This window comes from Serratia sp. 22278 (genome assembly GCF_052045405.1).
GTDB classification, from domain to species: domain Bacteria; phylum Pseudomonadota; class Gammaproteobacteria; order Enterobacterales; family Enterobacteriaceae; genus Serratia; species Serratia marcescens.
This window is the reverse complement of record NZ_JBQEOW010000005.1, coordinates 1-23,327: the sequence shown is the minus strand read 5'-3', so window position 1 is coordinate 23,327 and position 23,327 is coordinate 1. Positions and strand designations below refer to the sequence as shown.

At 60.2% G+C, this 23,327-nt stretch carries 28 protein-coding genes; 6 read left to right on the top strand and 22 right to left on the bottom strand.

Annotated features, from left to right (window positions below; translation table 11 throughout):
• Positions 1 to 80: 80 nt before the first annotated feature.
• The gene (gene rapZ / locus ACTJJ6_RS11750) at positions 81 to 935 is read left to right on the top strand and encodes an RNase adapter RapZ (RefSeq protein ID WP_015379177.1); all 855 of its coding nucleotides are present in this window, start codon (positions 81 to 83) and stop codon (positions 933 to 935) included.
• Entirely contained in the window at positions 932 to 1,204 is a 273-nt protein-coding gene (gene npr, locus ACTJJ6_RS11745) for a PTS phosphocarrier protein NPr (protein WP_004937034.1), read from the top strand. Before rapZ ends, npr begins: the two co-directional genes overlap by 4 nt.
• Before the next feature lie 40 nt (positions 1,205 to 1,244).
• On the opposite strand, the gene ACTJJ6_RS11740 is transcribed toward npr, so the two are convergent.
• The 10 genes from ACTJJ6_RS11740 to ACTJJ6_RS11695 form a co-directional block, all read right to left on the bottom strand.
• Positions 1,245 to 3,161, bottom strand: a complete 1,917-nt coding sequence (locus ACTJJ6_RS11740; RefSeq protein ID WP_079450135.1) for a BglG family transcription antiterminator — start codon at positions 3,159 to 3,161, stop codon at positions 1,245 to 1,247.
• A gap of 51 nt (positions 3,162 to 3,212) precedes the next feature.
• A complete protein-coding gene (locus ACTJJ6_RS11735) occupies positions 3,213 to 4,427 on the bottom strand; it encodes a lactonase family protein (protein ID WP_049299904.1) in 1,215 nt (404 codons plus the stop codon).
• 214 nt (positions 4,428 to 4,641) lie between these two features.
• Entirely contained in the window at positions 4,642 to 5,382 is a 741-nt protein-coding gene (gene dagF / locus ACTJJ6_RS11730; protein WP_016930215.1) for a 2-dehydro-3-deoxy-phosphogluconate aldolase, read from the bottom strand.
• The gene (locus ACTJJ6_RS11725) at positions 5,379 to 6,497 is read right to left on the bottom strand and encodes a DgaE family pyridoxal phosphate-dependent ammonia lyase (RefSeq protein WP_049241462.1); all 1,119 of its coding nucleotides are present in this window, start codon (positions 6,495 to 6,497) and stop codon (positions 5,379 to 5,381) included. The genes dagF and ACTJJ6_RS11725 overlap by 4 nt, the downstream gene beginning before the upstream one ends.
• On the bottom strand, positions 6,481 to 7,620 hold the full coding sequence (locus tag ACTJJ6_RS11720) for an amidohydrolase/deacetylase family metallohydrolase (protein WP_016930217.1): 1,140 nt from the start codon (positions 7,618 to 7,620) through the stop codon (positions 6,481 to 6,483). Before ACTJJ6_RS11720 ends, ACTJJ6_RS11725 begins: the two co-directional genes overlap by 17 nt.
• Positions 7,621 to 7,680: 60 nt before the next feature.
• The gene (locus tag ACTJJ6_RS11715; protein WP_004937013.1) at positions 7,681 to 8,331 is read right to left on the bottom strand and encodes a DUF4310 family protein; all 651 of its coding nucleotides are present in this window, start codon (positions 8,329 to 8,331) and stop codon (positions 7,681 to 7,683) included.
• Between the two features lie 11 nt (positions 8,332 to 8,342).
• On the bottom strand, positions 8,343 to 9,119 hold the full coding sequence (locus ACTJJ6_RS11710; protein WP_004937006.1) for a DUF4311 domain-containing protein: 777 nt from the start codon (positions 9,117 to 9,119) through the stop codon (positions 8,343 to 8,345).
• A 30-nt stretch (positions 9,120 to 9,149) separates the two neighbouring features.
• The gene (locus tag ACTJJ6_RS11705; RefSeq protein ID WP_004937003.1) at positions 9,150 to 9,446 is read right to left on the bottom strand and encodes a DUF4312 family protein; all 297 of its coding nucleotides are present in this window, start codon (positions 9,444 to 9,446) and stop codon (positions 9,150 to 9,152) included.
• On the bottom strand, positions 9,446 to 9,811 hold the full coding sequence (locus ACTJJ6_RS11700; RefSeq protein WP_004937000.1) for a glycine-rich SFCGS family protein: 366 nt from the start codon (positions 9,809 to 9,811) through the stop codon (positions 9,446 to 9,448). Before ACTJJ6_RS11700 ends, ACTJJ6_RS11705 begins: the two co-directional genes overlap by 1 nt.
• Before the next feature lie 36 nt (positions 9,812 to 9,847).
• Positions 9,848 to 10,174, bottom strand: a complete 327-nt coding sequence (locus tag ACTJJ6_RS11695; protein ID WP_086013604.1) for a glycine dehydrogenase — start codon at positions 10,172 to 10,174, stop codon at positions 9,848 to 9,850.
• A gap of 444 nt (positions 10,175 to 10,618) precedes the next feature.
• Between ACTJJ6_RS11695 and rnk the strand changes: the two genes are divergently transcribed.
• Positions 10,619 to 11,029, top strand: a complete 411-nt coding sequence (gene rnk, locus ACTJJ6_RS11690) for a nucleoside diphosphate kinase regulator (protein ID WP_004936993.1) — start codon at positions 10,619 to 10,621, stop codon at positions 11,027 to 11,029.
• 37 nt (positions 11,030 to 11,066) lie between these two features.
• Here the strand turns inward: rnk and ACTJJ6_RS11685 are convergent, their stop codons facing one another.
• Genes ACTJJ6_RS11685 through ACTJJ6_RS11675 form a run of 3 tightly spaced genes read right to left on the bottom strand, consistent with a single transcriptional unit; the run spans position 11,067 to position 14,180 of the window.
• Positions 11,067 to 11,855, bottom strand: coding sequence for a sulfite exporter TauE/SafE family protein (locus tag ACTJJ6_RS11685; protein WP_016930220.1), 789 nt, complete (start codon positions 11,853 to 11,855; stop codon positions 11,067 to 11,069).
• On the bottom strand, positions 11,848 to 12,729 hold the full coding sequence (locus tag ACTJJ6_RS11680; RefSeq protein WP_016930221.1) for a formyltransferase family protein: 882 nt from the start codon (positions 12,727 to 12,729) through the stop codon (positions 11,848 to 11,850). The genes ACTJJ6_RS11685 and ACTJJ6_RS11680 overlap by 8 nt, the downstream gene beginning before the upstream one ends.
• A complete protein-coding gene (locus tag ACTJJ6_RS11675) occupies positions 12,726 to 14,180 on the bottom strand; it encodes an FAD/NAD(P)-binding protein (RefSeq protein ID WP_016930222.1) in 1,455 nt (484 codons plus the stop codon). The genes ACTJJ6_RS11680 and ACTJJ6_RS11675 overlap by 4 nt, the downstream gene beginning before the upstream one ends.
• 283 nt (positions 14,181 to 14,463) lie before the next feature.
• On the opposite strand from ACTJJ6_RS11675, the gene ACTJJ6_RS11670 reads away from it, so the two are divergent.
• Positions 14,464 to 15,246 carry an AraC family transcriptional regulator gene (locus ACTJJ6_RS11670; protein WP_016930223.1) on the top strand — a complete coding sequence of 261 codons (783 nt, stop codon included), beginning with the start codon at positions 14,464 to 14,466 and terminating at the stop codon, positions 15,244 to 15,246.
• Positions 15,247 to 15,250: 4 nt separating this feature from the next.
• On the opposite strand, the gene cybC is transcribed toward ACTJJ6_RS11670, so the two are convergent.
• From cybC to ACTJJ6_RS11650, 4 genes are all read right to left on the bottom strand, one after another.
• Entirely contained in the window at positions 15,251 to 15,637 is a 387-nt protein-coding gene (cybC, locus tag ACTJJ6_RS11665; protein WP_016930224.1) for a cytochrome b562, read from the bottom strand.
• 138 nt (positions 15,638 to 15,775) lie between these two features.
• Positions 15,776 to 17,116, bottom strand: coding sequence for a metalloprotease PmbA (gene pmbA, locus ACTJJ6_RS11660; protein ID WP_004936970.1), 1,341 nt, complete (start codon positions 17,114 to 17,116; stop codon positions 15,776 to 15,778).
• A 175-nt stretch (positions 17,117 to 17,291) separates the two neighbouring features.
• Positions 17,292 to 17,630: a helix-turn-helix domain-containing protein gene (locus tag ACTJJ6_RS11655; protein ID WP_033636158.1), complete on the bottom strand. Its 339-nt coding sequence runs from the start codon at positions 17,628 to 17,630 to the stop codon at positions 17,292 to 17,294.
• Entirely contained in the window at positions 17,614 to 17,976 is a 363-nt protein-coding gene (locus tag ACTJJ6_RS11650) for a type II toxin-antitoxin system RelE/ParE family toxin (RefSeq protein WP_049299906.1), read from the bottom strand. Before ACTJJ6_RS11650 ends, ACTJJ6_RS11655 begins: the two co-directional genes overlap by 17 nt.
• A gap of 190 nt (positions 17,977 to 18,166) precedes the next feature.
• Here ACTJJ6_RS11650 and yjgA point away from each other — a divergent pair, with 190 nt between their 5' ends.
• Positions 18,167 to 18,715, top strand: coding sequence for a ribosome biogenesis factor YjgA (gene yjgA / locus ACTJJ6_RS11645; RefSeq protein WP_004936968.1), 549 nt, complete (start codon positions 18,167 to 18,169; stop codon positions 18,713 to 18,715).
• Positions 18,716 to 18,742: 27 nt separating this feature from the next.
• On the opposite strand, the gene ACTJJ6_RS11640 is transcribed toward yjgA, so the two are convergent.
• The 5 genes from ACTJJ6_RS11640 to aaeX all read right to left on the bottom strand — a co-directional run bounded on the left by ACTJJ6_RS11640 (position 18,743) and on the right by aaeX (position 22,909).
• Positions 18,743 to 19,042 carry a barstar family protein gene (locus ACTJJ6_RS11640; protein ID WP_004936963.1) on the bottom strand — a complete coding sequence of 100 codons (300 nt, stop codon included), beginning with the start codon at positions 19,040 to 19,042 and terminating at the stop codon, positions 18,743 to 18,745.
• 5 nt (positions 19,043 to 19,047) lie between these two features.
• Positions 19,048 to 19,515, bottom strand: a complete 468-nt coding sequence (locus ACTJJ6_RS11635; protein WP_049299907.1) for a ribonuclease — start codon at positions 19,513 to 19,515, stop codon at positions 19,048 to 19,050.
• 280 nt (positions 19,516 to 19,795) lie between these two features.
• The gene (gene aaeB, locus ACTJJ6_RS11630) at positions 19,796 to 21,763 is read right to left on the bottom strand and encodes a p-hydroxybenzoic acid efflux pump subunit AaeB (RefSeq protein WP_016930226.1); all 1,968 of its coding nucleotides are present in this window, start codon (positions 21,761 to 21,763) and stop codon (positions 19,796 to 19,798) included.
• Complete coding sequence (gene aaeA, locus ACTJJ6_RS11625) at positions 21,763 to 22,698, bottom strand: p-hydroxybenzoic acid efflux pump subunit AaeA (protein WP_028127537.1); 936 nt, start codon at positions 22,696 to 22,698, stop codon at positions 21,763 to 21,765. Before aaeA ends, aaeB begins: the two co-directional genes overlap by 1 nt.
• A gap of 7 nt (positions 22,699 to 22,705) precedes the next feature.
• Complete coding sequence (gene aaeX / locus ACTJJ6_RS11620; RefSeq protein ID WP_004936952.1) at positions 22,706 to 22,909, bottom strand: p-hydroxybenzoic acid efflux pump operon protein AaeX; 204 nt, start codon at positions 22,907 to 22,909, stop codon at positions 22,706 to 22,708.
• A gap of 314 nt (positions 22,910 to 23,223) precedes the next feature.
• Here aaeX and ACTJJ6_RS11615 point away from each other — a divergent pair.
• Positions 23,224 to 23,327: LysR family transcriptional regulator (locus ACTJJ6_RS11615; RefSeq protein ID WP_440827404.1), on the top strand; the 104-nt coding region annotated here is incomplete at its 3' end.

Here is a 23,327-nt window from a genome sequence, read left to right as displayed (position 1 = left end):
GATGGATCCGGCTGCGGCCGGAATAACAAAGTTTCCACCGGTGGCGATGAACGCCGCCGCGATGCCAGGGGAGTTGCCACATGGTGCTGATGATTGTCAGCGGCCGTTCCGGTTCCGGAAAATCCGTCGCCTTGCGGGCGCTGGAAGACATGGGTTTTTACTGCGTTGACAACCTGCCGGTGGTTCTGCTGCCGCAGCTCGCCAATACGCTGGCGGAACGCAATATCTCCGCGGCGGTCAGCATCGACGTGCGCAACATGCCGGAATCGCCGGAAGTGTTCGAATACGCGATGACTCAGCTGCCGGACAGCTTCTCACCGCAGCTGCTGTTCCTCGACGCCGATCGCAACACGCTGATCCGCCGTTACAGCGACACCCGCCGCCTGCATCCGCTCTCCAGCAAAAACCTGTCGCTGGAAAGCGCGATCGACGAAGAAAGCGATCTGCTCGAACCGCTGCGCTCGCGGGCTGACCTGATTATCGACACCTCGGAAATGTCGGTGCACGAACTGGCCGAAATGCTGCGCACCCGCCTGCTGGGCAAGCGCGAGCGCGAACTGACCATGGTGTTCGAATCCTTCGGTTTCAAACACGGCATCCCGATCGACGCCGACTACGTGTTCGACGTGCGCTTCCTGCCGAACCCGCACTGGGATCCGAAGCTGCGGCCGATGACCGGTCTGGACAAGCCGGTAGCGTCGTTCCTCGATCGCCATACCGAAGTGCACAACTTCATCTACCAGACCCGCAGCTACCTGGAGCAATGGCTGCCGATGCTGGAAACCAACAACCGCAGCTACCTGACGGTCGCCATCGGCTGTACCGGCGGCAAGCACCGCTCGGTGTACGTGGCGGAACAGCTGGCCGATTACTTCCGCTCGCGCGGCAAGAACGTGCAGTCGCGCCACCGCACGCTGGAAAAGCGTAAACAATGACGGTCAAACAGACGGTTGAAATCAAAAACAAACTGGGCATGCACGCGCGCCCGGCGATGAAGCTGTTCGAACTGGTGCAAAGCTTCGATGCGGAAGTGATGCTGCGCAACGAAAGCGGCACCGAGGCCGAAGCCAGCAGCGTCATCGCGCTGCTGATGCTGGACTCCGCCCAGGGCCGGCATATCGAAGTCGAAGCGACCGGCCCCGACGAAGTCAACGCGCTGGCGGCGGTGGTCGAGCTGTTCAACTCCGGGTTTGATGAAGATTAGTCGCTGAGGGCGCTTCTGCGCCCAATCACTCACATGCCCCTCAACTCCGGCTCAGGCAGTCCAACGCCACCGCCTTAAAACTGTCGAAGCTGTCGCTGCCCAGCAGGCGGCTCATTGAGCGTTCACGCACAAAGGTGACGAACAGCTCGTAGATCGCCATCGCCTCTTCATAGTCGCTCTTGCTGATCGCCAGCAGGAAAATCACGTGCGCGATCTCACCTTCCCCCCAGACGACGCCCTGCGGCGCCAGCAGCGTCACCACCACGGTCTTTTTCGCCAGCAGCCCCAGCGAGTGCGGCAAGGCGATGCCTTCACCCAGCAGCGTGGAGACGATCGCCTCGCGTTCGACCACCGACGGATAGAAGTCCGCGCCGACGTATCCTTCCCGCTCCAGCTGGCCGCATACCCGGCTGAACAGCTCCGCCTGCGTCAGCGGCTCGTCGAGCACCATGAAATGCTCGGCGTCGAAGAACTTCTCCAGCATGTACGGTTTGGTGCGATCCACCAGCACCAATTTGCCCAGTTGCTCCAGCTGATAATCGGTCGGGAACGGCGACATCACCACCACCGGCTTGTTCTTTTCGCCGATGCGGGCGTTGGAAATCACGAAGTCTTCGTCGATGTGCGCAAGCATCTCATAATCGCGCAGCGAGACGATGCGCGTCATCACCAGTTGCGGATACTTGCGCGCAATCTGCGCCTGGATCATGCGCACCGTCGAGTTGCCGGTATCGCACACCAGCATCACCTGCGGGTGGCGTTCATAACCGATGTTGTAATGCCGCTCCAGCCCCACGCCGATGTGCAACACCAGATAGCCGATCTCGTTTTCACTCAGGGTATAGGGGGTGTATTTGCCCCAGCTGGAGACCGCCGCCAGCGTCACGTCGTAAGCCATCGGATAGTGCTGCTTGATGTTGGCCAGCAGCGGATTGGGGATGTTGATCTGGTATTTCACCCGCGTAATCATGGTCTTGATATGGGTGAGCAGATCGGCCCGCAGCTGCTCGTCGCCCTGCAGATTGTAGTTATAGTGTGCGTTGATGTAGGACAGGATGTAGTCCACCAACGCTTCTTCATCGTCGGCGTTGATCTCGGTCGGTTGCACGTCCTGCACGCGGCGCGCGGCGATGTTGACCCGCAGATAGGCCTCTTCGGCCATCGAGATCTCTTTGCCGGAGGCCGCGCGCAGCTCCGCCGCCAGACGGGTCGACACCTGGCGTACCGCCTCGTCGCCGTCCTCCACCTCAAAGTCCGGCAGCGGATAACCGTCGTTGATGCGCCGCAGGGCCACCGCGCAGTAGAAGATCAGGTACTGCTCGCCCTCGTCGGTCAGGCGAATGGCGTATTGCGACAACAGCGGGTGCAGCAATCCGGCGAACGCCGCCACCTGCGGCTGCAACAGGATCTCGTTGTTGAGCAACGGGTTCTCGGCGTCGGCCAGCTGCAGCTGGAACAGCAGATCGGTCAGGCAGGCGCGGATCGCCATCTCCGCGCCGAACAGCTTCATGCCGTAACGCGGTTTGGTTTCGATCGTCAATTGATAATGCGCCAGACGCTCTCTCACCTCAGCCATGTCGTTTTGCAGCGTGCCGCGGCTGACGAACCACTCGTCAGCCAGATCTTCCAGTTTGAGGGAGAAGGCTGAGGTCAAAAAACGCACCAGCAGATAATGCACCCGCTCCTGCGCGCTGCGCGGGGTGGCCTGTTTGCGGCGCTCCTGATGCTGCAGGGCGCTGAACAGCGCAGCGTTATCGACCTGCAAACGATAGCCGGCCCCGCGGCTATGCACGAAGCGCGCGCCGTATTTGTCCAGGATCTCGTTCAGCGCGGTGATATCCGCCCGCACCGTGCGGGTGGACACGGCGAAACGCTTCGCCAGCTCATCCTGCGGCAAAGTCTCGGTTTGCAAAGCATCGAACAAGTAAGCCAAACGCGGGTAAGGAAATCGCACCATTCTGTGTCCGTCAATCAGGCGGCCCACCCGGCGAACCGGGCGGGCCACGGGTTACTTCGCCGGCGGCAGAAACGCCATTTGCGAGGGGCTGCCGATCGGCAGATAGCCGCCCACAAAGCTGAGTTTGCCGTCCGTCGGGTTGACGCTGAAGCGGGTGACGTTATCGCTGCGCTGGTTCAGCGCATACAGATAGCGGCCATCCGGGCTCAGCGCCAGCGAACGCGGATAATCGCCGCGGGTCCAGGTTTCCGCCACCGGTTTCAACTCGCCGCCGGCGCCCACGCTGAACTGGGCAATGCTGTTATGCAGTCGGTTGGCGACGTACAGCGTGCCGCCGTTTTTGCTGAGCGCCAGCCCCGAGGCGAAGCTGGTGCCCTGATAGTCGGCGGGCAGCGCGGAAACCGCATGCAGTTGTTTCAGAGTACCTTTTTGGCGATCAAAACGGTAGCTGGTCAACGTCGAGGCCTCTTCGTTCACCAGCAGCACGGTGTCGCCGTCCGGGTGGAACACAAAATGACGCGGGCCGGCGCCGGCGGAAGAGGCGGCGATCCACGGCGGATCGTTCGGCGTCAGGCGGCCGCTCGCGGCGTCAAAGCGCCATTGGTAGATGCGATCCAACCCCAGATCCGTGGAGAACACGAACTTGCCGCTCGGATCGCTGGCGATCATATGGGCATGCGGGCCGTTGTGATCGCTGATGGCGAAGCTGCCGTTCACCGCCGCCGCCGGTTTGGCCGCGCCCGCCGGCCCCTGCTGTTGCTGCACCGAGCTGGCGGCGCCCAGGCTGCCGTCCGCTTCAATCGGGAAAGCCGCCACGCTGCCGCTGACGTAGTTCGCCACCAGCAGATGGCGGCCGTCCGGCGTCGAGGAGAGATACACCGGCCCTGCCCCCTGCGAATCCACCTGGTTGAGCTGCGTCAGTGCGCCATCGGCCGGATTGACCCGGTAGGCGGTGATGCCGCCGTGCTTGCCGCCGTTGAAATCGGCCACTTCGCTGGCGACATACAGCGTCTTGCCGTCAGCGCTCAACGTCAGCTGCGCCGGATTCGGCACATTGCTGACCAGCGTGGCGTGGCTCAGCGCGCCGCTGGCCGGATCGACCTGCACCCGATAAACGCCTTCGCCGTTGGGATTGTAGGTGCCGATATAGGCAAAATGAGATGACGTGGAGTTCATTGTATCCTCAGCATGCAGCGCCGGGCCGGTCACGGCCAGCAGCGCCAGGAACAACGCGGAGCGTCGGATTGGAACCTGCCAGTTTCGCATAGTAATCCTCAGTATATACCCGTCATCTTTCAAGCCGCAGCGTTGTTGGCTGCCCGCACTCACCCCAGTCACTTACTTAAGTAAGCTCCTGGGGTGAGTGCGCTTGCCGCCTAGCTGCAACTTGAAAGCTATAGGCTATAGGTAACGGCGGCGCGGCATGCCGCGCCACGGGAAAACCTTCGCCTCCCAGCGTTTACCTCATCCCATTGTGCGTTCAGCCCACCAGCGTTTTGGTCATCGCCAGTAGGGTTTTCACGTCCTGCGGGCGCGTGTCGCCGCTGGCGGCGTCGATGATCGAACTGTAGATATGCGGGATCACGCGTTTCACGCCGGCCGCCAGCGCGATCTCGACGATCGGCTCAAAGTTCTCCAGATCGATGCCGCCGGTCGGCTCCAGCATGAAGTCATGCTCGGCGCAGGCCTTGGCTACGTACTGGTATTCGTCCTTGCACTTCAGGCCGCCCATCGGGAAATACTTGATGGAGCTGCCGCCCATGTCTTTCAGCAGGGCGATGGCGGTTTCCACCGGCACGATGCCGTCCGGCGCCGCGGCGCTCAATGGGCCGGTAGAGATCTTCACCCAACCGACGCGGCCGGTCGGCGACACCAGGCCGTTGACCACGCTGTCGTTCTGGCCCAGCAGCGCGCGGCTGGCGCCGACGCCGGTAAACACCTGGTTAACGTGCTGCGGCTGCACCTGCTGAGCGATCAGGCTAACCATCGCCGACTGCTTCGGATCGCCGGCGCCCAGGCCGACCGAGAGCGCGTTTTCAATCAGGCGCGCATAGCGCAGCATGTCGGTCACCGCGCTGTCGACGTCCGGGTAGTTTTTGGAGAGCACGCCCACCAGCACATGGCCTTCCGCCGCGGCGTAGATGTCTTGCGCGTTGGCTTTGGAGCCGGCCAGCACGTTCAGGCAAACGCGGTCGCGATAGTAGTTAGGCTGCAGCTTCATGCTTGTTTCTCCGTAAACAGGTTTTTGATACAGCTAAAGACGGTCATCAGCTGTTGCTCGTCGACGCTGCGCACGTCGACCTCAATCTTGCCCTCGTTGGCCTTATAGCCGCGGAAGTAGATGGCGATGTCGCCGGTTTTCAGCGCCTGGACGATGTCATAGGTCGACCGCCCCAGCACCGCCTCATCAAAGGTGATCTCGGCGCGAGCGATATCGCGGCCGGCGCTGTCCCAGACGGTCCTGGCGCTGACGCCGGTCAGGGTGTTGAGGCTGTCGAGGAACGGCGTCATCCGTTCCACCATCTGTTGCCCGGTGGTTTTCTCAAGCGTCAGATAGCTTTCAATCGCCTGCGTCAGGCCGAGGATGCCCTCTTTGCCGACCTTCATCGCCCGGCCGATGCCGCCGGATTGCAACTTCACCCACTCGACGTACTGTTTCTTGCCGATCACGAGACCGCTGGTCGGCCCCTCGATGGCTTTGGCGCCGCTGTAGATCACCAGATCGGCCCCCATCTGGTAATAACACATCAGATCTTCTTCCGCCGCGGCGTCGACGATCAGCGGCAGGTTATGTTTGCGCGCCACCACCGCCGCCTGTTCGACGGACAGGATGCTTTTCTGCACGCAGTGGTGCGATTTGACGTACAGGATAGCCGCGGTCTGCGGCGTGATGCAGGCTTCAATCTGCTCCGGCGAACATTCGTTGGCGTACCCCGCCTCCACCACCTTGCCGCCGCCCAGCGCCACCATGGTGTCCACCGGGGCGCCGAAGTTGACGTTGTGACCGCGCGGCAGCACGATCTCGCGCGGCACGGTCACCGACGCCGAATGCAGGTTCACCAGCAGATTGGCGTTATCTTTAACGATCACCGCCGCCACCGACTGGGCGATGCCCGCCGAGGCGCAGGAGACGATCACCGCATCCTCCACGTTGAGCAGATCGGCGATGTAGGCGCCGGTCTTGTTGACCAGATCCTTGATTTCGAAATAGTGGTTCAGGCCGTAATCAACGGCGTCGATCACGTCCTGGCGCGGCGTGGAAACGCCGAGAATGGTCATGCGGCCGGAGGTGTTGATCACCTGCTTCAAACCGTATTTTTCATAAATCGAAGACATGGCTTGCCTCCCCTTGTTCGGTTAATAGGATTTCCCCGGCCACCACCGCGGCCAGCGGCACCAGCAGCCGTTCGCCCTCGGCGGTTTGCCCTTCGGCGTCGGCGAATACCTGCGGTTCGCGGCGCAGCTCAAACAGCGTGAAATCGGCGTCATAGCCCGGCTCCAGCCGCCCTTTGCCGCTCAGCTGCAGCGCCGACGCGGCGTTCTCCGTCACGCAGGCGATCACCTGCGGCAGCGTCAGGCCGACGCTGAAGAACTTGGACATCACCGTCGCCAGGCTGTGCACCGGCCCGTTCATGCGGTTGCGGCAGTAAATATCGGAGCTGATGGTGTGCGGCAAAATGCCCAGTTTGATCGCCTGGCGCGCCACCTCGAAGCTGAAGCTGGCGGTGCCGTGCCCTACGTCGAGCAATACGCCGCGCCGCAGCGCGCGCTGGATAGACTCGCGCAGCGTGCCCGCCGGCGTCAGAATGCGGTTCGGTTTGCCGTTGTAGCAGTGGGTGATGATGTCGCCGCGGGTCAGCAGATCGGCGATCTCATCCAGATCCGGCGGGTTATTGCCGATATGCACCATCAACGGCAGCTGGCGGTTTTCCTGCTGGATCTCTTTGGCCAACACCAGCGGGCGAGTGCCGTTCTTGCCCACCACGCTGCTGCTCATGCGCGCCTTGATGCCGATGACAAAGCCGGGGTGGTTGGCGATGGCCTGGCCGGCCTCGCGCTTGTCGATGTCCGTCATCTCCGCCAGCTCGTTCTGCCGCAGCAGGCCGATGCGCGAGATATTGAGGAAGGCGAAAACGTTGGTTTTGGCGCTGCGCGTCAGCTGATAAAAGGCGTCGATATCGTCGGCGCCGGTGCTACCGGCATCGACCACGCTGGTGACGCCGCTGGCGACGCCGACCCGATCCGGCTCGTCATGGTAAATCGGCGATTCGGGATAGCAATGCACGTGCGCGTCGATCCAACCGGCGCTCAGGCGGCAGTTGCCCGCCAAATCCAGCTGGCGAACGGCGCTGACGTCCGCCGCCAACCGCCCCACCGAGGCTATTTTGCCGTCTTTCACCGCCAGATCGATCAGCGTGTCGTCCGCCAGTCTGGCGCCTCTGATTACTAAGTCATACATACCGCATTGCTCCTGTTAGCCCGGGTGCCGCCGTATCGGGCGGCGCTTGGCGCAGGCCTCTTAAGAAATGGCTACCGGGAAGATCGCCCCCAGGATCATCGCGCCGAGGATCGCTCCGCCGGTGATCGGTTTACCCCAGATATAGAACAGCAGCGCGCCGAGCAGCGAACCGATGCCGATCGGGATCGAAGCGGTCATCGCCGACAGGATGATCAACGGCCCGAGGAAACGGCCCGACGAGTTGCCCGCCCCCATCATCACGTCCGCCCCGTAGGTGGAGTTGCTCTGATTGATGGTGAATTTGCGCGCCAGAATGATCACGTAACCGATCGCCAGGCCGATGATCAGACCGGTGGCCAGCGAAGCGGCGAAGTTGGCGACCGGGAACACGATGCCGGCCCCCAAAAGCAGCGCCGGCACGCCCAGCCCGACGCCGGTCTGGATCGCGCCGCCGATGTCGAGGATGCCCACCAGCGAGCCTTCGATGATGCGCGCGAACAGGAAGCTGGCGCCGAACGCCGCCACCGCGCCGTATACGCCGGTATCCATCCCCGCCCGCAGCATGGAGACGAACGCCACTTCGTTAAAGGCGCCGATGCCGTACAGGTAGTACATGTGCGTCCCGGCGAACACGCCGGAGGACAGCAGGCCAACAAAAATCGGGAATGACCAGTCGGCGTACCAGAAGCCTTTTTGGGTTTGCTCTTCCATCATCCCGCTCCTTATTTACCGCTCAGGGTGTTGTGAATGGCGTCCAGCCAGCCCGGCACGCCGAGGCTGAAGGACTCGAGAACTTTCATGTCGAAGCCGCGGAAGAAGCCGCTCAGCACGAACAGCAGCACGATCACCGCCATCATGATCTTGGTGATTTTGTTCCAGCCGCTCTCTTCCACGCCCTTGCCGATCAGAATGCCCAGCACCAGGCCCGGTACGGCGTTGCCCATGATCAGCTGCGCCAGGCCGCCGAAGATGGTGCCCCAGAAGCCGGAACGGCGCCCGGCGTCGATCGCCGCCAGCCAGAAGATCACCGGCATCACGGTGTTCACCAGCAGGTTGGCCGCCGGCACCAGCACCTTGATGGCGGTAACCTGCAGCGCGGCAGGCACGGCGGAAGCGGTGGTATTGAGGAAGGCCACCACCAGCATGCCGATGATGCCGCAGGCGATGGCCATTTTTTTCGGATCGTGCAGCGTTTGCGCCAGATTGCGGTTCTTGACCATCAGGGCCGCCGCGCCCCAATGCGGGATGATGCGGTGATCGACGTCCTGCGTGAAGGAGCCCGCCGCCACGGAAGACGCCCAGGCGTTGAAGAAGAAGCCCAGACCGAATGAGAAGTGGGAAGCCGGATCGCCCTCGCAGGAGTTCAGCTCGCCCAGGGTGCGAAACGCTCCCATGCCCTGTGTTGTCGGCGCGTGGAACATGCGTGCGGCGCCGGCCCCTACGCCGACCCCCACCAGCCCACCGATAATAATCGATTTAAATAAGATGATTAAAAACATCAGTATACCCTTTCATTTATGCTAACGTTTTTATTTCGTGACGAAGACAACCTTCTCGGTATTGATAATGGTTACGTTCACGGTTATTTCCAGAGAAACGGCATAGCTCTTTCTTTCACGCGGCAAAAAGAAGAAAAGAAATTTCTCTTTAGTTATTTTCTCTTCCGCCTTCACTACGCTGACGTCCTGCGGCTCGATGCGCAGCAGAATATTGTTGGTGGACTTTAATACCGCGCCCTGCACATTAGCCAAGGCGGAAGCAAAAGCTTTCGCTTTGCTGTCGCCTTTACCCTCCACCTTTACCGATGTGGTATATTGCTCTTTCATTATGGGTTGCCATGTTTTTTGACGTAGGCTTCCACCAGTTTCTGGCCCAGCTCTTCTTTATCCATAAAGCCGAAACCCAGCACGTTGCAGCCTTCGTTAATTGCCGTCACGCCCTCTTCCACCGAACGCATGCCGTATTTGGCCTTGTAGCCGTATTTGGTTTGCGCGGTAATCGCGCCTGCGCCGCCGCTGCCGCAAAAAGAGATGCCCAGCTGCGCGTTTTCCGCTTTCATGACGTCGCCCAGCTTCATATCCGCCGCCACGCCGGGGATGACCACCGCTTTTCCACCTGCGTTTTCAACGCCCTGGCCGACTTTTTGCCCTTTGCCCAAACGATCGCCGATCACTACGGTAATTTGACCCATGGTATATTCTCCTGATTGAAATCGATGCGTTAACCGCTATGCGTTATTATCTTTCGCCACTTCGAAGTGCACGGACAGCAAATAGGCTTCTTCGATAGGCAATGTGCCAAACTGATTCACCACGCGTTCCGCCATTTGCATGGACTCGGCGGAAATTTCGTCGAAAAGCGATTTATCCACCTCCGGCAACGGCTCACCGGTTATTGAACGCAGCACCATGGCGCGAATATGCGATTCCAGCATCTGTTGCTGCACCGCATTGGTATAAATATTCTCAGCATTCAGCATCGCGGTAATATCCGCCAGCACCCGAGCGGTGATCTCACCGGCTTCGCTGACATCGGATTGTTCAATTTCTTTTATCGAAGCAGATCCATCATTCACTTTTCAGTACCCCTAGATCCCACATTAATCAGTAAGCCGTAAAGCGCATCACCTGAATAACCCGCTTTCTGTGATGTCTTTACCCTACCCCCGGCAAGATTTTCTGTGTAGACCGGTTTTTTCCAGTTCGAAGTGGAAATTGAATGACGCGCGGGGATCCATTTCGCAAAACGGCGTTATGGCGAAAAAGTAAATGAGATAACAATTACATAACCCGGCTAACGGTTTTTTTTGCCTCGATTGACGATAAAAGCCTTCGTGATCGGGATCTCTTTCTTTTCTCGCCCCAACCGCCTACTATCAATGGGACAAATCGACATTACCCACACCCCCGCTCCTCTGGCGCGGGGGTGTTGCTTTGTGTTGTTTTTCCGAATTTATGGGCGCACAGACTGGCGCCCTTTGATTTGACTGGAGAGTGGAATGACCAAACCCATCATTACTATTAATGAGCTGGATGCGGAACGCCTGGATGCGCTATTGGAACAACCGGCCTTTGCCAACACCGACGTCGCCGCCGCGCTGAACGACGAGTTGGATCGCGCGGAAATCCTGCCGCCGGAGAAAATGCCGGCCAACGTGGTGACCATGAACAGCCGCGTGCGTTTTCGCGATCTGCACACCGATGAAGAGCATGTGCGCACGCTGGTCTACCCAGCCTCGCTGAAAGACAGCCACGATCAGCTGTCGGTGATGGCGCCGCTGGGCGCAGCGCTGCTCGGCATGCACGTCGGCAAGCAGATCTCCTGGCAATTGCCGAACGGTGAAGAAGCGCGGATTGAAGTGCTGGAATTGCTGTACCAGCCGGAAGCGGCGGGCGAATACCACCGTTAAGCGGTTTTCAGGGCGGCATCCGGCCGCCCTTTCTGTCTCAGATGCAGATAGCGATCAGCACGGCGATCAGCAGCAGCACGTAGATTTTGGCATGCAGCGCATCGCTCACCTTCGGCAAACAGCGCCTGGCAAACACGATCCCCGCAATCCCCGCCACCACCAGCAGCCCCAGAATGTTCAGATTGACGTACCCCAGATACTGCGGCCCGCTCATCTCGCGCCATCCCAACACGATATACATCAGCGCTCCGATCACCGCCACCGGGATCGACAGCGGGTTGGCGGCGCTGACGCAATATTTCATGTCGTAACCATGGCGGCGCAGCAGCGGCACGGTCATCACGCTGCCGCCCACCCCCAGCAGGGTGGCGATGCCGCCGATAAGCGGCCCGCCGCCCCACAACGTGGCGGGAGACAGTTCGGCGCGCGCCGGTTTGATCAGGAAGCCCCGGCGGAACAGACAGTCGGCGATGGTCACCGCCATATAGACCACAAACAGCCCGCGGATCACGCCGTCCGCCAGCAGCGAGGAAGCGAACGCGCCCAGCGCCGCGCCGATGCCGATGAAAAAGATCAGCGGCACGATGGTTTCTCGCAGCAGGTTGCCGCTGCGCCAGTTGGTCAGGGTGGCGTAACTCGCGTTGAGGATCATCACCGCTGTCGAGGTCGCTACAGCAATATGCATCGCCTGGCCGGGCTGCTCGCCCGAGGCGGAGATCAGGTGATAGACGAAAGGCACCACCACAAAGCCGCCGCCGAAGCCAAACAGAATGGTGGTGATGCCGGTCAGAAAACCGGCGCCCAGTACAATCAACGTTTCAATCATGGCCGTGCGCCCGCACGAAGTCGTCGAACCCGGCGCAGAACTGCCCCGCCAGCGGGTGGAAGCGCTCGCCGACGAACAGCCCCAAATACTGCTCGCGCACGGCGTCGTGATCCACCAGCTCAATGCCCGCCTGTTCCGCCCGCGCCAGCGTCTGTGCGTCCGGGAAGCCCCAATAGCGCGAATCACCCTGCTTTTCCGCCGCTATCGCTTCGCTCCGTTCCGCCCGCATGAGCTGGCGCGCCAGGAAGGTGCCGCTTTGCACGCCCAGCAACATCATGTTTTCCAGGAACGACAGATCGTGACGCAGCTCGGCGGGCAGACGGGCGAGCACCGGGCCGGCGTCCCAGTGTTCATCCATTTCATGCAGCGTCACCGCACAGCCCTTGTCACCGTTCATCATCGCGCGGAATAGCGTCATCACCCCGCGATAACGCGGCAAGTCGCCGGGGTGCAGGTTCCACAGCAGCTTGCCGCGTCGGCTGAAGGCGCGCACATAATCGGCGGAGAATTTCTGATAGCAGCGCAGGGAGATCACCGCGTCCATATGCTCCAGGCTGCTGATAAACGTGGCGTCATTGATGTCGAGAACGCGATGCGCCTTGACCCCGGCGGCGGCCAGGAACAGGGCCGGCGATTGATAGGCCCCCTCACAGGCGGCGGCGTTGCGGCCAACGAACGGGAACACAAAATCGTTCAGCACCTCGCGCTCATACAGCCCCAGGCGGCGAACCGCCGGCTCCTGGGTGCGGCCGCCGCTTTTCGCCAGGGGGAAATACACCGTAAAAGCACACTCGCCTTTCAGGGCGGCGATCAGATCCTGACACACCAGCCAGGAGAAAATGTCGTTGCCGACAAAGAGCGCTACGTTCTTCATACTTCAGCCTTCTTTGCGTTGAAAATAGGGTTGTTGAACACGATTTTGCTGATATCCCGCGTGATGGATTCCATCGCCGAGGTGTAAAAAAGATCGCCCTTGGCGGGCGCGCCGAGCGAGTAAAGATGCTGCTCACGGCCGCGTCGGTCGGCGATTTTCAGCGTATGCGGGTTGCACTTCACGCCGCCGAACAGGTTCTCTTGCACCAGCCCGTCTTGCAGCAACTGCTGGCTCAGGCGGTTGGGCGGCAGTTGATAGGAAGGCGTGGTGCAGTTGAACAGATACTGCGCGCGCACCCGCGTCTCATGGCAACGAAGGATAAACCCGTCCGTTGCCTTGCTGATATCCACCAGGCCGCCGCAGGCGCGCAGGCGTTGGCTCTCCAGCGCCGCCACGATCTTGTTGGCATTCTTGATCGGCATGGCGTGCCGATTGCGCATCCAGGAGGAGTTGTAAAAGCGCATGAAGACCTGCCGGTTGTTGGCATCCATCTTGACCCAGGCGGCGCACACTGCCGGGTGGATCGCCGCCAGATAGCTGCAGATATGCTCTCTGGCAAAACGCGCGCGATCGAGGCTGTCCGCCAGATCGCGGTAGCAATCGCGCCTTTCCCCCAGCGCTGAGAGCACCGTCAGCCGCTCCGGCCCCGGATAGTGGCGCGCCAGCGCGGCGTTGATCGCATGCACCAGCTGATGCGCGTCAATAAAATCGCGGCCGGCGACAAAGCGCCGCAGCGCCTCAACAAACGCCTCCGGCGGCGGACGCATCACCGCCGGCTGCACGCTGGGGAACAGGCCCGAGCGCGACAGGGCGCAGATGTCGGTCGCTCCCAGGCGCTCCATCAGTTCAACGATGGCGTCAATCGCCGTCAGGCTGCAGCCGATCACGCCAATGCTCGAATAAGGGTTGATCGGCGGCAAATCCTGATGGGCCTGATAAGCGATCACCCCATCCACCGGGTAAAGGCACTCCGGCGGGTTGTGCCCCGAACACAGCACCAGCGCGTTCATCTGCTCGGCGCCGCCGCAGGCGGTGGTCAGCCGATAGCCGGCTTCGTGCGGCGCGATGGCATTCACTTCGGCAGTGACGAAATTCAGCACCACGTTACTGTCCGCCGCCATATATATTGTCATGTCGCGAATAAAATCGAGATATTCCCGATACAGCCAGCGCGGCGGATAACGATCCTGGCAAAACTGCGGGAAATGCATGGCGATCCAATCAACGAAGTGCGCATCGTCGAAAATATCCGCCGACATATTTTCCGGCGTCATATTTAATATATGGCTGTCAAAATCGCTGCTGTATGCCATGCCGCCTTTAAATCCCTGCTTGTCGAAAACCGTCAGGGAAAGCGGCCTTTTGCAATGATTAACCGACTTATTTTTTATAAAGTTATACGCAAAAGAGATGCCGGCGGCCCCGCCGCCAATCACACCGAACTTATACATGAAATATCACCTTATAGTCATTGAACTGCGCTAAGAACTATTGCTTCAGGTGTTGGAATAAAATGACGCTTTATTCCTTATTAACTTCTTGTATTGCGAGAACGAGAACCTTCGTCCCACCCTGGTGTGAAGACTTGCACGGGCTTCATGGCCGATAAAATAACGGCGCCCCGAACAAGCGTTATTTTTCTGCCCCGATAGTAGGGCGACCGTCGCTGGCTTGCTTTATATGAAGGGCCAACTATCATTGCGTTTCGGCCAATCTGCCCGCCAAAGGGAACACATGCGCAACGTCCGCATTGATGACATCGACCACGTAACCCGTGCGGTGATCGCCATCGGCACCGATTATCCGCCGGGGCATCTGCTGCCAATGCACAGCCACCGGCGCGCGCAGTTGCTGTACGGCGCTACCGGCGTCATGCACGTTTTCACGCAGCAAGGCAATTGGGTCGTTCCGCCGCAGCACGCGGTGTGGCTGCCGCCACAGATGCCGCACGCGGTGCGGATGGTCGGCGTCACCACCCGCAGCCTGTACCTTGAACCCGGCGCGTTGCCCGCCGAACGGCCGCAGGTATGTCAGGTGGTCAGCGTCACTCCGCTGATGCGCCAGCTGTTGATGGCGGCGGTGGATATGCCGCTGGAGTATGAACAACAGGGCCGCGACGGAGCGCTGGCGGCGCTGCTGCTGCACGAGCTGGCCAGGCTGCAGCCCTTGCCGTTGCACATCCCGCTGCCCGCCGATCCTCGGCTGGGTGAGCTGTGCCGCGCCTTTTTGCAGCACCCCGACGCCCACGACTCCGCGCAGCGGTGGGCGCCTCGTCTGTACATGAGCATTCGCACCTTCAGCCGCTTCTTTCGCGCGCAGACCGGCCTGCCGTTTTCGCAATGGCGTCAGCGCGCCTGCGTGGTGCTGGCGTTGGCGCTGCTGGCCGAAGGACGCAGCGTGACACAGGTGGCGATGGAAATGGGGTATGACAGCAGCGCGGCGTTTTCAACCATGTTCCGCCGCGTGCTGGGGCAGGCGCCCTCCTCCTATCTGACGGAAGACGGGCGCGACGGTTGACGGATTAGCGGAATTTCTTGTGGTTGGCGTCGCGGGTTTGCTTGAAGCCCTGCGCCAGCTGCTTCGCTTCGGCGACTTTGCCCTGATTGGCCAGCGCCAGCGCCTGATCGATTTGGCCGATCAGGGTATCCAACCCGCTGCGGAAATCTTTCATCTCCGGGCTGTCGGCGGCTTTGTCTTCCAGCTTCGGCGGGGTGCCCTGTTTGGCATCCTGCGCGGCGGCGCGCATGTTCTGCAGGCTCTGTGTGAGGGTAGCGGCGGAGTCGGTATTCAGCACCGTTTTGTAGTTTTCCGCCAGGGTGTCCATATCGTCGCCAAGATCGGCGGCGACCGCCAGCGAACTGGCTGCCAGCAGCGTCAACGCCGCCAGCGCTTTCAGGGTATTCTGCATGTTTGCTCACCTTCCAGTTATTGTTTTAATTAACCCACCGTTACCATAGGCAAGGCCGGGAAAAATCGAAACCGGAGATTTGTAAGCAAGGTTGAGACGGGATAACGCGCAGCCGGCGGGCGCCGGCCGCGCAGCGGATCACTGGCCGGCGATCTTCATTTCCGGCAGCAGCACCGAACCGCACTGGATATTGCTGCGGGTTTCGATATCGCTGCCGACGCTGACGATGTTGCGCAGCATGTCTTTCAGGTTGCCGGCGATGGTGATCTCGCTGACCGGATATTGGATCTCACCGTTTTCCACCCAAAAACCGGCGGCGCCGCGCGAGTAATCGCCGGTGACGCCGCTGACGCCCTGGCCCATCAACTCGGTGACCACCAGGCCTGTGCCGAGCTGCTTCAGCATGCCGGCGAAGTCCGCGCCCTGCCCGGCAATGCGCCAGTTATGGATGCCGCCGGCATGGCCGGTGCTGTGCAGGCCCAGCTTGCGCGCCGAGTAGCTGGTCATCAGCCAGGTTTGCAGCACGCCGTCCTTGACGATATCGCGCCTCTGGGTGCGCACGCCCTCGCTGTCGAACGGCGTCGACGCCAGCCCTTTCAGCAGATGCGGATGCTCCTCGACGGTCAGCCACGCCGGCAGGATCTGCTTGCCGAGCGAGTCCAACAGGAAGGTAGATTTGCGATAAACGCTGCTGCCGCTGATGGCGCCCACCAGATGGCCGAACAATCCGGTGGCCACCTCGGAGGCGAACAGCACCGGCGCCTTCATGGTCGACAATTTGCGCGGCGCGAGACGCGCCAACGTGCGGCGGGCGCACTCCTGCCCCACCCACTCCGGGCTGTGCAGATCGCCCATCGCCCGACCTATGGTGTAAGCGTAATCCCGCTCCATGTCGCCGTCCTGTTCTGCGATGACGCAGCTGGACAGCGAGTGACGGCTGGAACAATAGCTTTGCAGCATGCCGTGGCTGTTGCCGAACACCTTGATGCCGTAGTGGCTGTTGAAACTGCCGCCTTCGGTGTTGGTAATGCGTTTGTCCGCCGCCAGCGAAGCCTGCTCGGCGCGCGCCGCCAGCTCGATGCCGCGCTCGGCGTCCAGCTCGGTCGGGTGGAACAGATCGAGATCCGGCGCCTCGAACGCCAGCAGATCTTTCTCCGCCGGGCCGGCGCAAGGATCCTCAGAGGTGTAGCGCGCGATGTCCAGCGCCGCCTGTACGGTGCGGGCGATGGCGTCCGGGCTGAGATCGGTGGAAGAGGCGCTGCCTTTGCGCTGGCGGTGATACACGGTGATGCCCAGCGCGCCATCGCTGTTGAACTCGACGTTTTCCACTTCGCCGAAGCGGGTACTGACGCTGATGCCGGTCGATTTGGTGACCGCGACTTCCGCCGCGTCGGAACCGGCGCGGGCCAGCTCCAGCGCCTGAGAAACGGCCTGTTCCAGCGCCTTGCGCTGTTCTGCAACTTGAGTGACTACTTTCATCAATCTGCCATAATTAATCAGAAAATCGTTGAGAAAAGTGCCGGAGCGGCGTAGTTGTGCACGCGGGGCGGCGCGCAAAAATCCTGAGATCTCTGCCGTTGAGTCTAACAGGAACCGCGTTGAATTTCGCATAAAGCCGAACGGCAAAGTCGGGATAACATGCAAAAGCCATGCATCACTCGACGATCAGTTTTACCGACTTGCCGATATTCGCCATCATGTTGACCAACGCATCTAACGTAAATTTCTCGGTTTTCTGATTCACCACGTCGGACACGCGCGGCCGGGAAGTATGCAGATAACGCGCCGCCTCTTCCTGGCGATAGCCTTCTTCCTCAATCCACGCGCTGATCTCACCCATCAGCTGTTTTTTCAGTGCGATAAGCTGCGCAATTTCCGCATTGGACTGCGCTTGCAATTGCCGAGCCTCGTCGGCGGAAAATCCCAGATCCGCAAACACATTGCCGCCTGCGGGCGTAACGTGGCGTGAACCGGTATCAATCGGTTTGGTCATGACCTTTACTCCGCTCATTAATAACCGCGTCATAACGCGCTTTGATTATCTGAATATCGTGGCGGCTGGTTTTCTCCGTCTTCTTCTGAAAGCTGTGCAAGACGTAGATCGCTTCGCTGAACTTTGCCACATAGACCACCCTGAACGCGCCGCCGATGGCATATAAACGGATTTCGATAACGCCACTTCCACAACTGGTCATCGTTTTCCAATTACCGGGCTCCAAACCTCTTTGCACTTTACTCAGTTCAAATCCTGCCGCTTTTCGCGCATCGATTGGAAAGGCCAACAAATCCTCTAACGATGAACCGCGCCAATCAATGGCTTTCTCGATGCCATCATCCATGAATACCACCTCCTTTTGTATAAAATTTTATACAAACATGATGATAAAAACAACAGCATGAATTCAGAGGACAGGAGCCTAGACATGATAATGCCCCAGCGCGGCAGCTATACTCAGTTTGCTCAGGGCACGCAATTGGCGGGTTGCCGGACAACCTGTTAGGATTAGCCTCTTTTTAACGGAGCCTACCATGAACAAACAGCCTGAAGACTGGCTCGACGATGTCCCGGAGAATGAAAACGAGGACGATGACGAGATTATCTGGGTCAGTAAAAGTGAAATTAAACGTGATGCCGAAGCGCTGAAAGACCTGGGGGCCGAAATGGTCGATCTGGGCAAAAACGCGCTGGACCGCATTCCGTTGGACGAAGATTTGCGCGCCGCCATCGAGCTGGCGCAGAAGATCAAGAAAGAGGGCCGTCGCCGTCAGCTGCAGCTGATCGGCAAAATGCTGCGCGCCCGCGATATCGAGCCGATCCAGACCGCGCTCGACAAGCTGAAAAACCGCCACAACCAGCAGGTTTCCCTGTTCCATAAACTGGAAGCGCTGCGCGACCGCCTGGTGGAAGAAGGCGATGACGTCATTCCGTCGATCCTGGATCTGTATCCGGCCGCCGATCGCCAACAGCTGCGTTCACTGGTGCGCAACGCGCAGAAAGAGAAGGCCGCCAACAAGCCGCCTAAGGCTTACCGCCAGATCTTCCAATACCTGCGCGAGCTGGCCGAAGCGGCCGACTAAGCGCCGCCATCCCGGGATGAACCCGTTTCATCCCCGGTGATGCGCCGGTTCGCCGCTGCTTTCGCGGATATTGAAGCGCAGGCTGCCTTCCAGCTCTTCTTCCGCCTCTTCAAACAGCAGAATGATCGCGCCGAAACGACGCTTGCTGCGGGCATTCAGGTGAGTGAACTCGATTTCCACCGGCAGACCGATATCGCCGGTCACCACGTCCCACAGCGCGTCGAGGTTGGCGCCGAATCCCTCGTCCAGCGCAAACTTGTGCGCAAAATCGCGGTAGAAGGTCGGCACATCCTGGATCTGTTCAAAATCAAACTCTACTTTTGCCATCAAACTCACTCCACACGAATGAAGTTTTTGTAATGGTCGCGCGTGACGAAGATCAGACCGTCGCTCGAATACAGCAGGCGATCGGCGCCGCGCCGGCCACACTGGTAATTGATGTCCGCTTCGCGCCAGACCCGGCCGCCGGCGCTCGGCAGTTGTCCTTCACGGTTAGAGAATCGATCGCCGCCAATCGCCTTGCCCGGCAATACCGCACAGAGGTTGCCTGAACGCGGGTCCCAGCCCTGCTCGCGCGCCTGCTTCTTGGTGACGTAATAGCCCGGCAGCCGCTGATGCTGCTGCAGGTAGCTCACCACCGTTTGCTGCTGCGTGAGCCGATCGATGCTCTGCTGTTGCCCCGCCGGCGCTTGCACCACCGTCGCATTGCCGCCGATCGCACGGTGCTCGCTGCCGCGCAGCGCGCTGAAGACGGCGATGACCACGGCGATGACAATCGCCAACAGAATCCGCTTGTTCATGACATTCCCTGAAATTATGCCGCCGAAGGCGCCGCAGCTCCCCCAGGCTAGTTAGGTATATAGTCGACCTGGATGAAACTAAGATGACCGGCACGTCACGTTTTCGCGGCGGTGAGCGTTTCATCCATTCATGACAATGATGCCACTTTCCAGTCGTTCTGGCACTCGGAGTCTCTCTGAAAACAGGCCGCCTCACATGAGACGGCCCGCCATGTCAGGCACTGCTTTCAGTATAGTCAGGGAAGGCGCCGCACAACGCGGCGCAACAGGAGGGAACGCATCAATCGATCAAGGCGTGACGATAGCGATGCAGCATGTCGGCCAGGCGTTTCACCGGCCCGGTGACGCTGAGCGGCGCCTGATTGTCCACCAGCTTCTGCTGGTACTCGTTCATTTCACCCAGCAAGCGATCGTAGTAATAGGCGCGCTTGACGTCGTTCTTGGCGGAGACCACCCGATCGGCGGTGCTGCGGATCTGGCGGTGGAAGGCCGACAGCTCTTCGCTGACCGGAATCTCCGCCCGCTGCATGCGCTGGTGGGCAATGATCAGGTTCAACGCCAGACGATACTTGGCGATGTCGTTCGGGAACATCATCAGCAGCTGGTTAAGCTGCTGATACAGCGCAGGCAGATGGTTTTGCCGACGACGCGCCGCCTTGGTGGTCAGCGCCGACACCGCGCTGCTGACGAACTGGTTGAGCAACGTGCGCCCGGTGCGTTCACGCGAATTGTCGCGGATCAGCAGCAGCACCATCAGCCCAACGCAGCTGCCGAGGAACTGGCCCAGCGCCCCGTCGAGAAACTGGGTGACGTTGAACTCCATCGGGTTGCTCAGCACCAGAATGTTGATGGTCCCGGCCAGCAGCCCCAGCGAACCGAGCCGCCGCTTCTGCACCTCGATGCCGATGAAAAACGCCAGCAGGCCGAGGCTGAGACACAGCAGCAAAATGCTCTGCTGCGTCGCCGGCAGGATCACCATGAAGAACAGGGAACCGACCGGGATCGCCGCCAGCATGCCCAGCACGAAATCCATCGCCACCATGCGCGGCGCCGGGGTGCGCATCGCCAGCGAGGTGATCACCGCGATGATCACCATAAAACCGCTGCCGGACGTCCAGCCGGTCCACAGCCACAGCAGGCTGCCGAAGGCCGTCGCCACAAAGGTGCGCAGGCCGTTGATCATCGCGTGATGCCCTTCCGCCGAAGTCGGCTTGACCACGGTTTCGTTGCTCAACACCCCCTCTTCCACCGCGCTGATGCTGCAGTTGGCGTGCACGCCTTTCGACAGCAGCAGGTAGCGCGTCGCCGCGCCGACCCAACCGGTGATGGTCGGCAGCGTTTCCTCGGAACGATGCGTGGTCAGCACCTGGCGCAACAGCTTCATGCGCTTGTGGATCTCCTGCGGGGTTTCCGCCGGGACCATCAGCTGCTCCCGCAGGCTGTCTTTCAGTGCCTCCGGGTGATTCACCAAGATCAGATAGGTTTCGCAGGCCTGGGTGATCAGCGTCAGCGACAGCGTATGCAGCGCTTTTACCCGGCGGTTGACCTTCTGCCAGCGCGAGGACTCCATCATCAGATTGTTGCGCATGCCGTCCAGCGCCGTGGTGCTCTTCACCAGATTGCTCCAGGCGCGGTCGATATCCTCTTTGTCGGCGTTGCTGATGCACATCTGCATCAGGCGGTATTGAGCTACCAGCAGCTGATCCACCGCCCGATCGATGTCCTGTTTGATCGAACGCGGCGAGAACAGCAGATCCGCCAACACGGCGCTGACGATCCCCAGCACGATCTCGCTGCAACGTTCGATGGCGAACTGCGGCGCTTCCAGCAGATGAGACTCGCTGGTGGCGACCGTCACGATGATGATCAGCGCGGTATACCCGGCCAGCCCCCAGGCATAGGAGTTCTCCACCTTGATGAGCGAAGAAAGCCAGGTGCAGAAACCGGCCCAGATGCAGCACAGCAGCAGCATCACCACCGGCGCGCGGGCGGTGGTGATGATAATGATCAGGCCGACGAAGCAGCCGATAAAGGTGCCGATGATACGCAGCCAGCCGCGGTGGCGGATGGCGCCGGAGAAGGGTTCGCCGCCGGCGGCAAAGGCCGGGCCGGCGGCGACGATGGCGGCGGTCATCGCCGACCAGCGCGGGGTTTCCAGATTGAGATGGAAGCCGACGAACAGCGCAAACACAATCGCGAAGCTGAGTTTGAAGGCGAATCTCAGCCGGATAAAGGTTGGGCTGCTCATTAGCCGAACTCACGCAGCCGGTGCATCAGGCGCACAAAAGGCGAGCCGCTGTCGGCATTGCGATCGTTCTTGCCGACGATCACCACGGTGGCGGTGGTGCCGGCCGGGTACGGATGCTGTTGATCCTTGGCGTCCAGCAGGATCTTCACCGGCACGCGCTGCGCCAGGCGCACCCACTCCAGGTTGCTGTCGATCGAGGCCAACCCTTTGTTGTTCACCGTGCTGCTGCTGTTGTTCACCGCCGCCGCCACGCTGTCGACGGTGCCGTGCATGATGCGGTTGCTGCCGAGCGGGGTGATCTCCGCGCGGTCGCCCTTATTCAGGCCATTCAGCTTGGTTTCTTCCAGGTACGCCAGGATGTAGAAGGAATCTTTCTTCACCAGCGCCACCGCCACCGAGCCGCGGGTGATGTATTCGCCGGCATGGACGTTGAGGTTGGTGATCCAGCCATCGGCCGGAGCCCGCACCGTGGTGCGTTCCAGATCCAGCTGCGCCAGCTCGCGCGCCGCCACGGCCTTCGCCAGCTGGTGCTGCACGGTCTGCAGCGAGTTGTTCGACTGGTCAATCTCTTCCTGCGACATCGCCTGCACGCCCAGCTTCACGCGGCGGCCGGCCTCGCGCCGTTTTTCCGCCGCCAACGCTTGATAGTAGGCGACGTCGGCGCCGGCTTCCGCCAACGCCTGCTCATAACGCGGCCGATCGACCACGAACAGCACCTGGCCTTTCTTCACCAGTTGGTTATCCACCACCGGCACGTCGGTCAGCAGGCCGCTGACATCCGGCGCGATCGCCACCACATCGGCGGTAAACTTGGCATCACGCGTCCACGGCGACTCGGTGTAGAACACCCAGGCCTTGAATATCGCGGCGATGCCCAACAGCACAAGAATCAAAGTGATCGCGATTCGGGTTATTTTTATCGAAAAATTTTTCACAGCGACCTCAAACAAAAAGACATGAAATCAGATAAAACAAGCAGCAATACAGCGCAGTGTTAAACAGCGCCGGATGCCAGACAAAATCGTAAATCCCCGTCGGCTGCAGCAGGCGGCGCAAGAGAAAAAACAGCGCCAGCGACACCAGCAGCTCGAAAAACACCGGCGGAAACGACAGTCCGAAGATGACCATAACCGGAAGCAAACTCATCACTTTTTCCTTATTGTTCACTGCGCCGGGGAAAGACACATCTCGCCATTCACATTCTCTTTACATTTTAGCGTGCGCGCGCCACAAATCTTGACCAGACAGCTTGTCCAGGTCACGAACCCGAAAAAAGGTTAAACTTTGGGGCAGACGTCCACGACAGGGATTGCGAGGGTGCCGGAGGAGCGGCAGGATTACGTCGCCGATCGCTCTCGCACGTTGGTAAGGTCTATTCACCCGACCACGTTATATTAGCCTGCTTACTATCAAGGCATCAACAATCTGTGATCTAAATCACTTTTAAGCCAGAGTGAATAATGGAAAGATTAAAACGGATGTCGGTATTCGCCAAAGTGGTTGAGTTCGGGTCGTTTACCGCGGCCGCGCGCCAACTCGGCATGAGCGTTTCATCGATCAGCCA

Excerpts from the sequence above, each read along its gene's own strand:
- rapZ (WP_015379177.1), top strand. The coding sequence starts at position 81 with ATGGTGCTGATGATTGTCAGCGGCCGTTCCGGTTCCGGAAAATCCGTC.
- npr (WP_004937034.1), top strand. The coding sequence starts at position 932 with ATGACGGTCAAACAGACGGTTGAAATCAAAAACAAACTGGGCATGCAC.
- ACTJJ6_RS11740 (WP_079450135.1), bottom strand. The coding sequence starts at position 3,161 with ATGGTGCGATTTCCTTACCCGCGTTTGGCTTACTTGTTCGATGCTTTG.
- ACTJJ6_RS11735 (WP_049299904.1), bottom strand. The coding sequence starts at position 4,427 with ATGCGAAACTGGCAGGTTCCAATCCGACGCTCCGCGTTGTTCCTGGCG.
- dagF (WP_016930215.1), bottom strand. The coding sequence starts at position 5,382 with ATGAAGCTGCAGCCTAACTACTATCGCGACCGCGTTTGCCTGAACGTG.
- ACTJJ6_RS11725 (WP_049241462.1), bottom strand. The coding sequence starts at position 6,497 with ATGTCTTCGATTTATGAAAAATACGGTTTGAAGCAGGTGATCAACACC.
- ACTJJ6_RS11720 (WP_016930217.1), bottom strand. The coding sequence starts at position 7,620 with ATGTATGACTTAGTAATCAGAGGCGCCAGACTGGCGGACGACACGCTG.
- ACTJJ6_RS11715 (WP_004937013.1), bottom strand. The coding sequence starts at position 8,331 with ATGGAAGAGCAAACCCAAAAAGGCTTCTGGTACGCCGACTGGTCATTC.
- ACTJJ6_RS11710 (WP_004937006.1), bottom strand. The coding sequence starts at position 9,119 with ATGTTTTTAATCATCTTATTTAAATCGATTATTATCGGTGGGCTGGTG.
- ACTJJ6_RS11705 (WP_004937003.1), bottom strand. The coding sequence starts at position 9,446 with ATGAAAGAGCAATATACCACATCGGTAAAGGTGGAGGGTAAAGGCGAC.
- ACTJJ6_RS11700 (WP_004937000.1), bottom strand. The coding sequence starts at position 9,811 with ATGGGTCAAATTACCGTAGTGATCGGCGATCGTTTGGGCAAAGGGCAA.
- rnk (WP_004936993.1), top strand. The coding sequence starts at position 10,619 with ATGACCAAACCCATCATTACTATTAATGAGCTGGATGCGGAACGCCTG.
- ACTJJ6_RS11685 (WP_016930220.1), bottom strand. The coding sequence starts at position 11,855 with ATGATTGAAACGTTGATTGTACTGGGCGCCGGTTTTCTGACCGGCATC.
- ACTJJ6_RS11680 (WP_016930221.1), bottom strand. The coding sequence starts at position 12,729 with ATGAAGAACGTAGCGCTCTTTGTCGGCAACGACATTTTCTCCTGGCTG.
- ACTJJ6_RS11675 (WP_016930222.1), bottom strand. The coding sequence starts at position 14,180 with ATGTATAAGTTCGGTGTGATTGGCGGCGGGGCCGCCGGCATCTCTTTT.
- ACTJJ6_RS11670 (WP_016930223.1), top strand. The coding sequence starts at position 14,464 with ATGCGCAACGTCCGCATTGATGACATCGACCACGTAACCCGTGCGGTG.
- cybC (WP_016930224.1), bottom strand. The coding sequence starts at position 15,637 with ATGCAGAATACCCTGAAAGCGCTGGCGGCGTTGACGCTGCTGGCAGCC.
- pmbA (WP_004936970.1), bottom strand. The coding sequence starts at position 17,116 with ATGAAAGTAGTCACTCAAGTTGCAGAACAGCGCAAGGCGCTGGAACAG.
- ACTJJ6_RS11655 (WP_033636158.1), bottom strand. The coding sequence starts at position 17,630 with ATGACCAAACCGATTGATACCGGTTCACGCCACGTTACGCCCGCAGGC.
- ACTJJ6_RS11650 (WP_049299906.1), bottom strand. The coding sequence starts at position 17,976 with ATGGATGATGGCATCGAGAAAGCCATTGATTGGCGCGGTTCATCGTTA.
- yjgA (WP_004936968.1), top strand. The coding sequence starts at position 18,167 with ATGAACAAACAGCCTGAAGACTGGCTCGACGATGTCCCGGAGAATGAA.
- ACTJJ6_RS11640 (WP_004936963.1), bottom strand. The coding sequence starts at position 19,042 with ATGGCAAAAGTAGAGTTTGATTTTGAACAGATCCAGGATGTGCCGACC.
- ACTJJ6_RS11635 (WP_049299907.1), bottom strand. The coding sequence starts at position 19,515 with ATGAACAAGCGGATTCTGTTGGCGATTGTCATCGCCGTGGTCATCGCC.
- aaeB (WP_016930226.1), bottom strand. The coding sequence starts at position 21,763 with ATGAGCAGCCCAACCTTTATCCGGCTGAGATTCGCCTTCAAACTCAGC.
- aaeX (WP_004936952.1), bottom strand. The coding sequence starts at position 22,909 with ATGAGTTTGCTTCCGGTTATGGTCATCTTCGGACTGTCGTTTCCGCCG.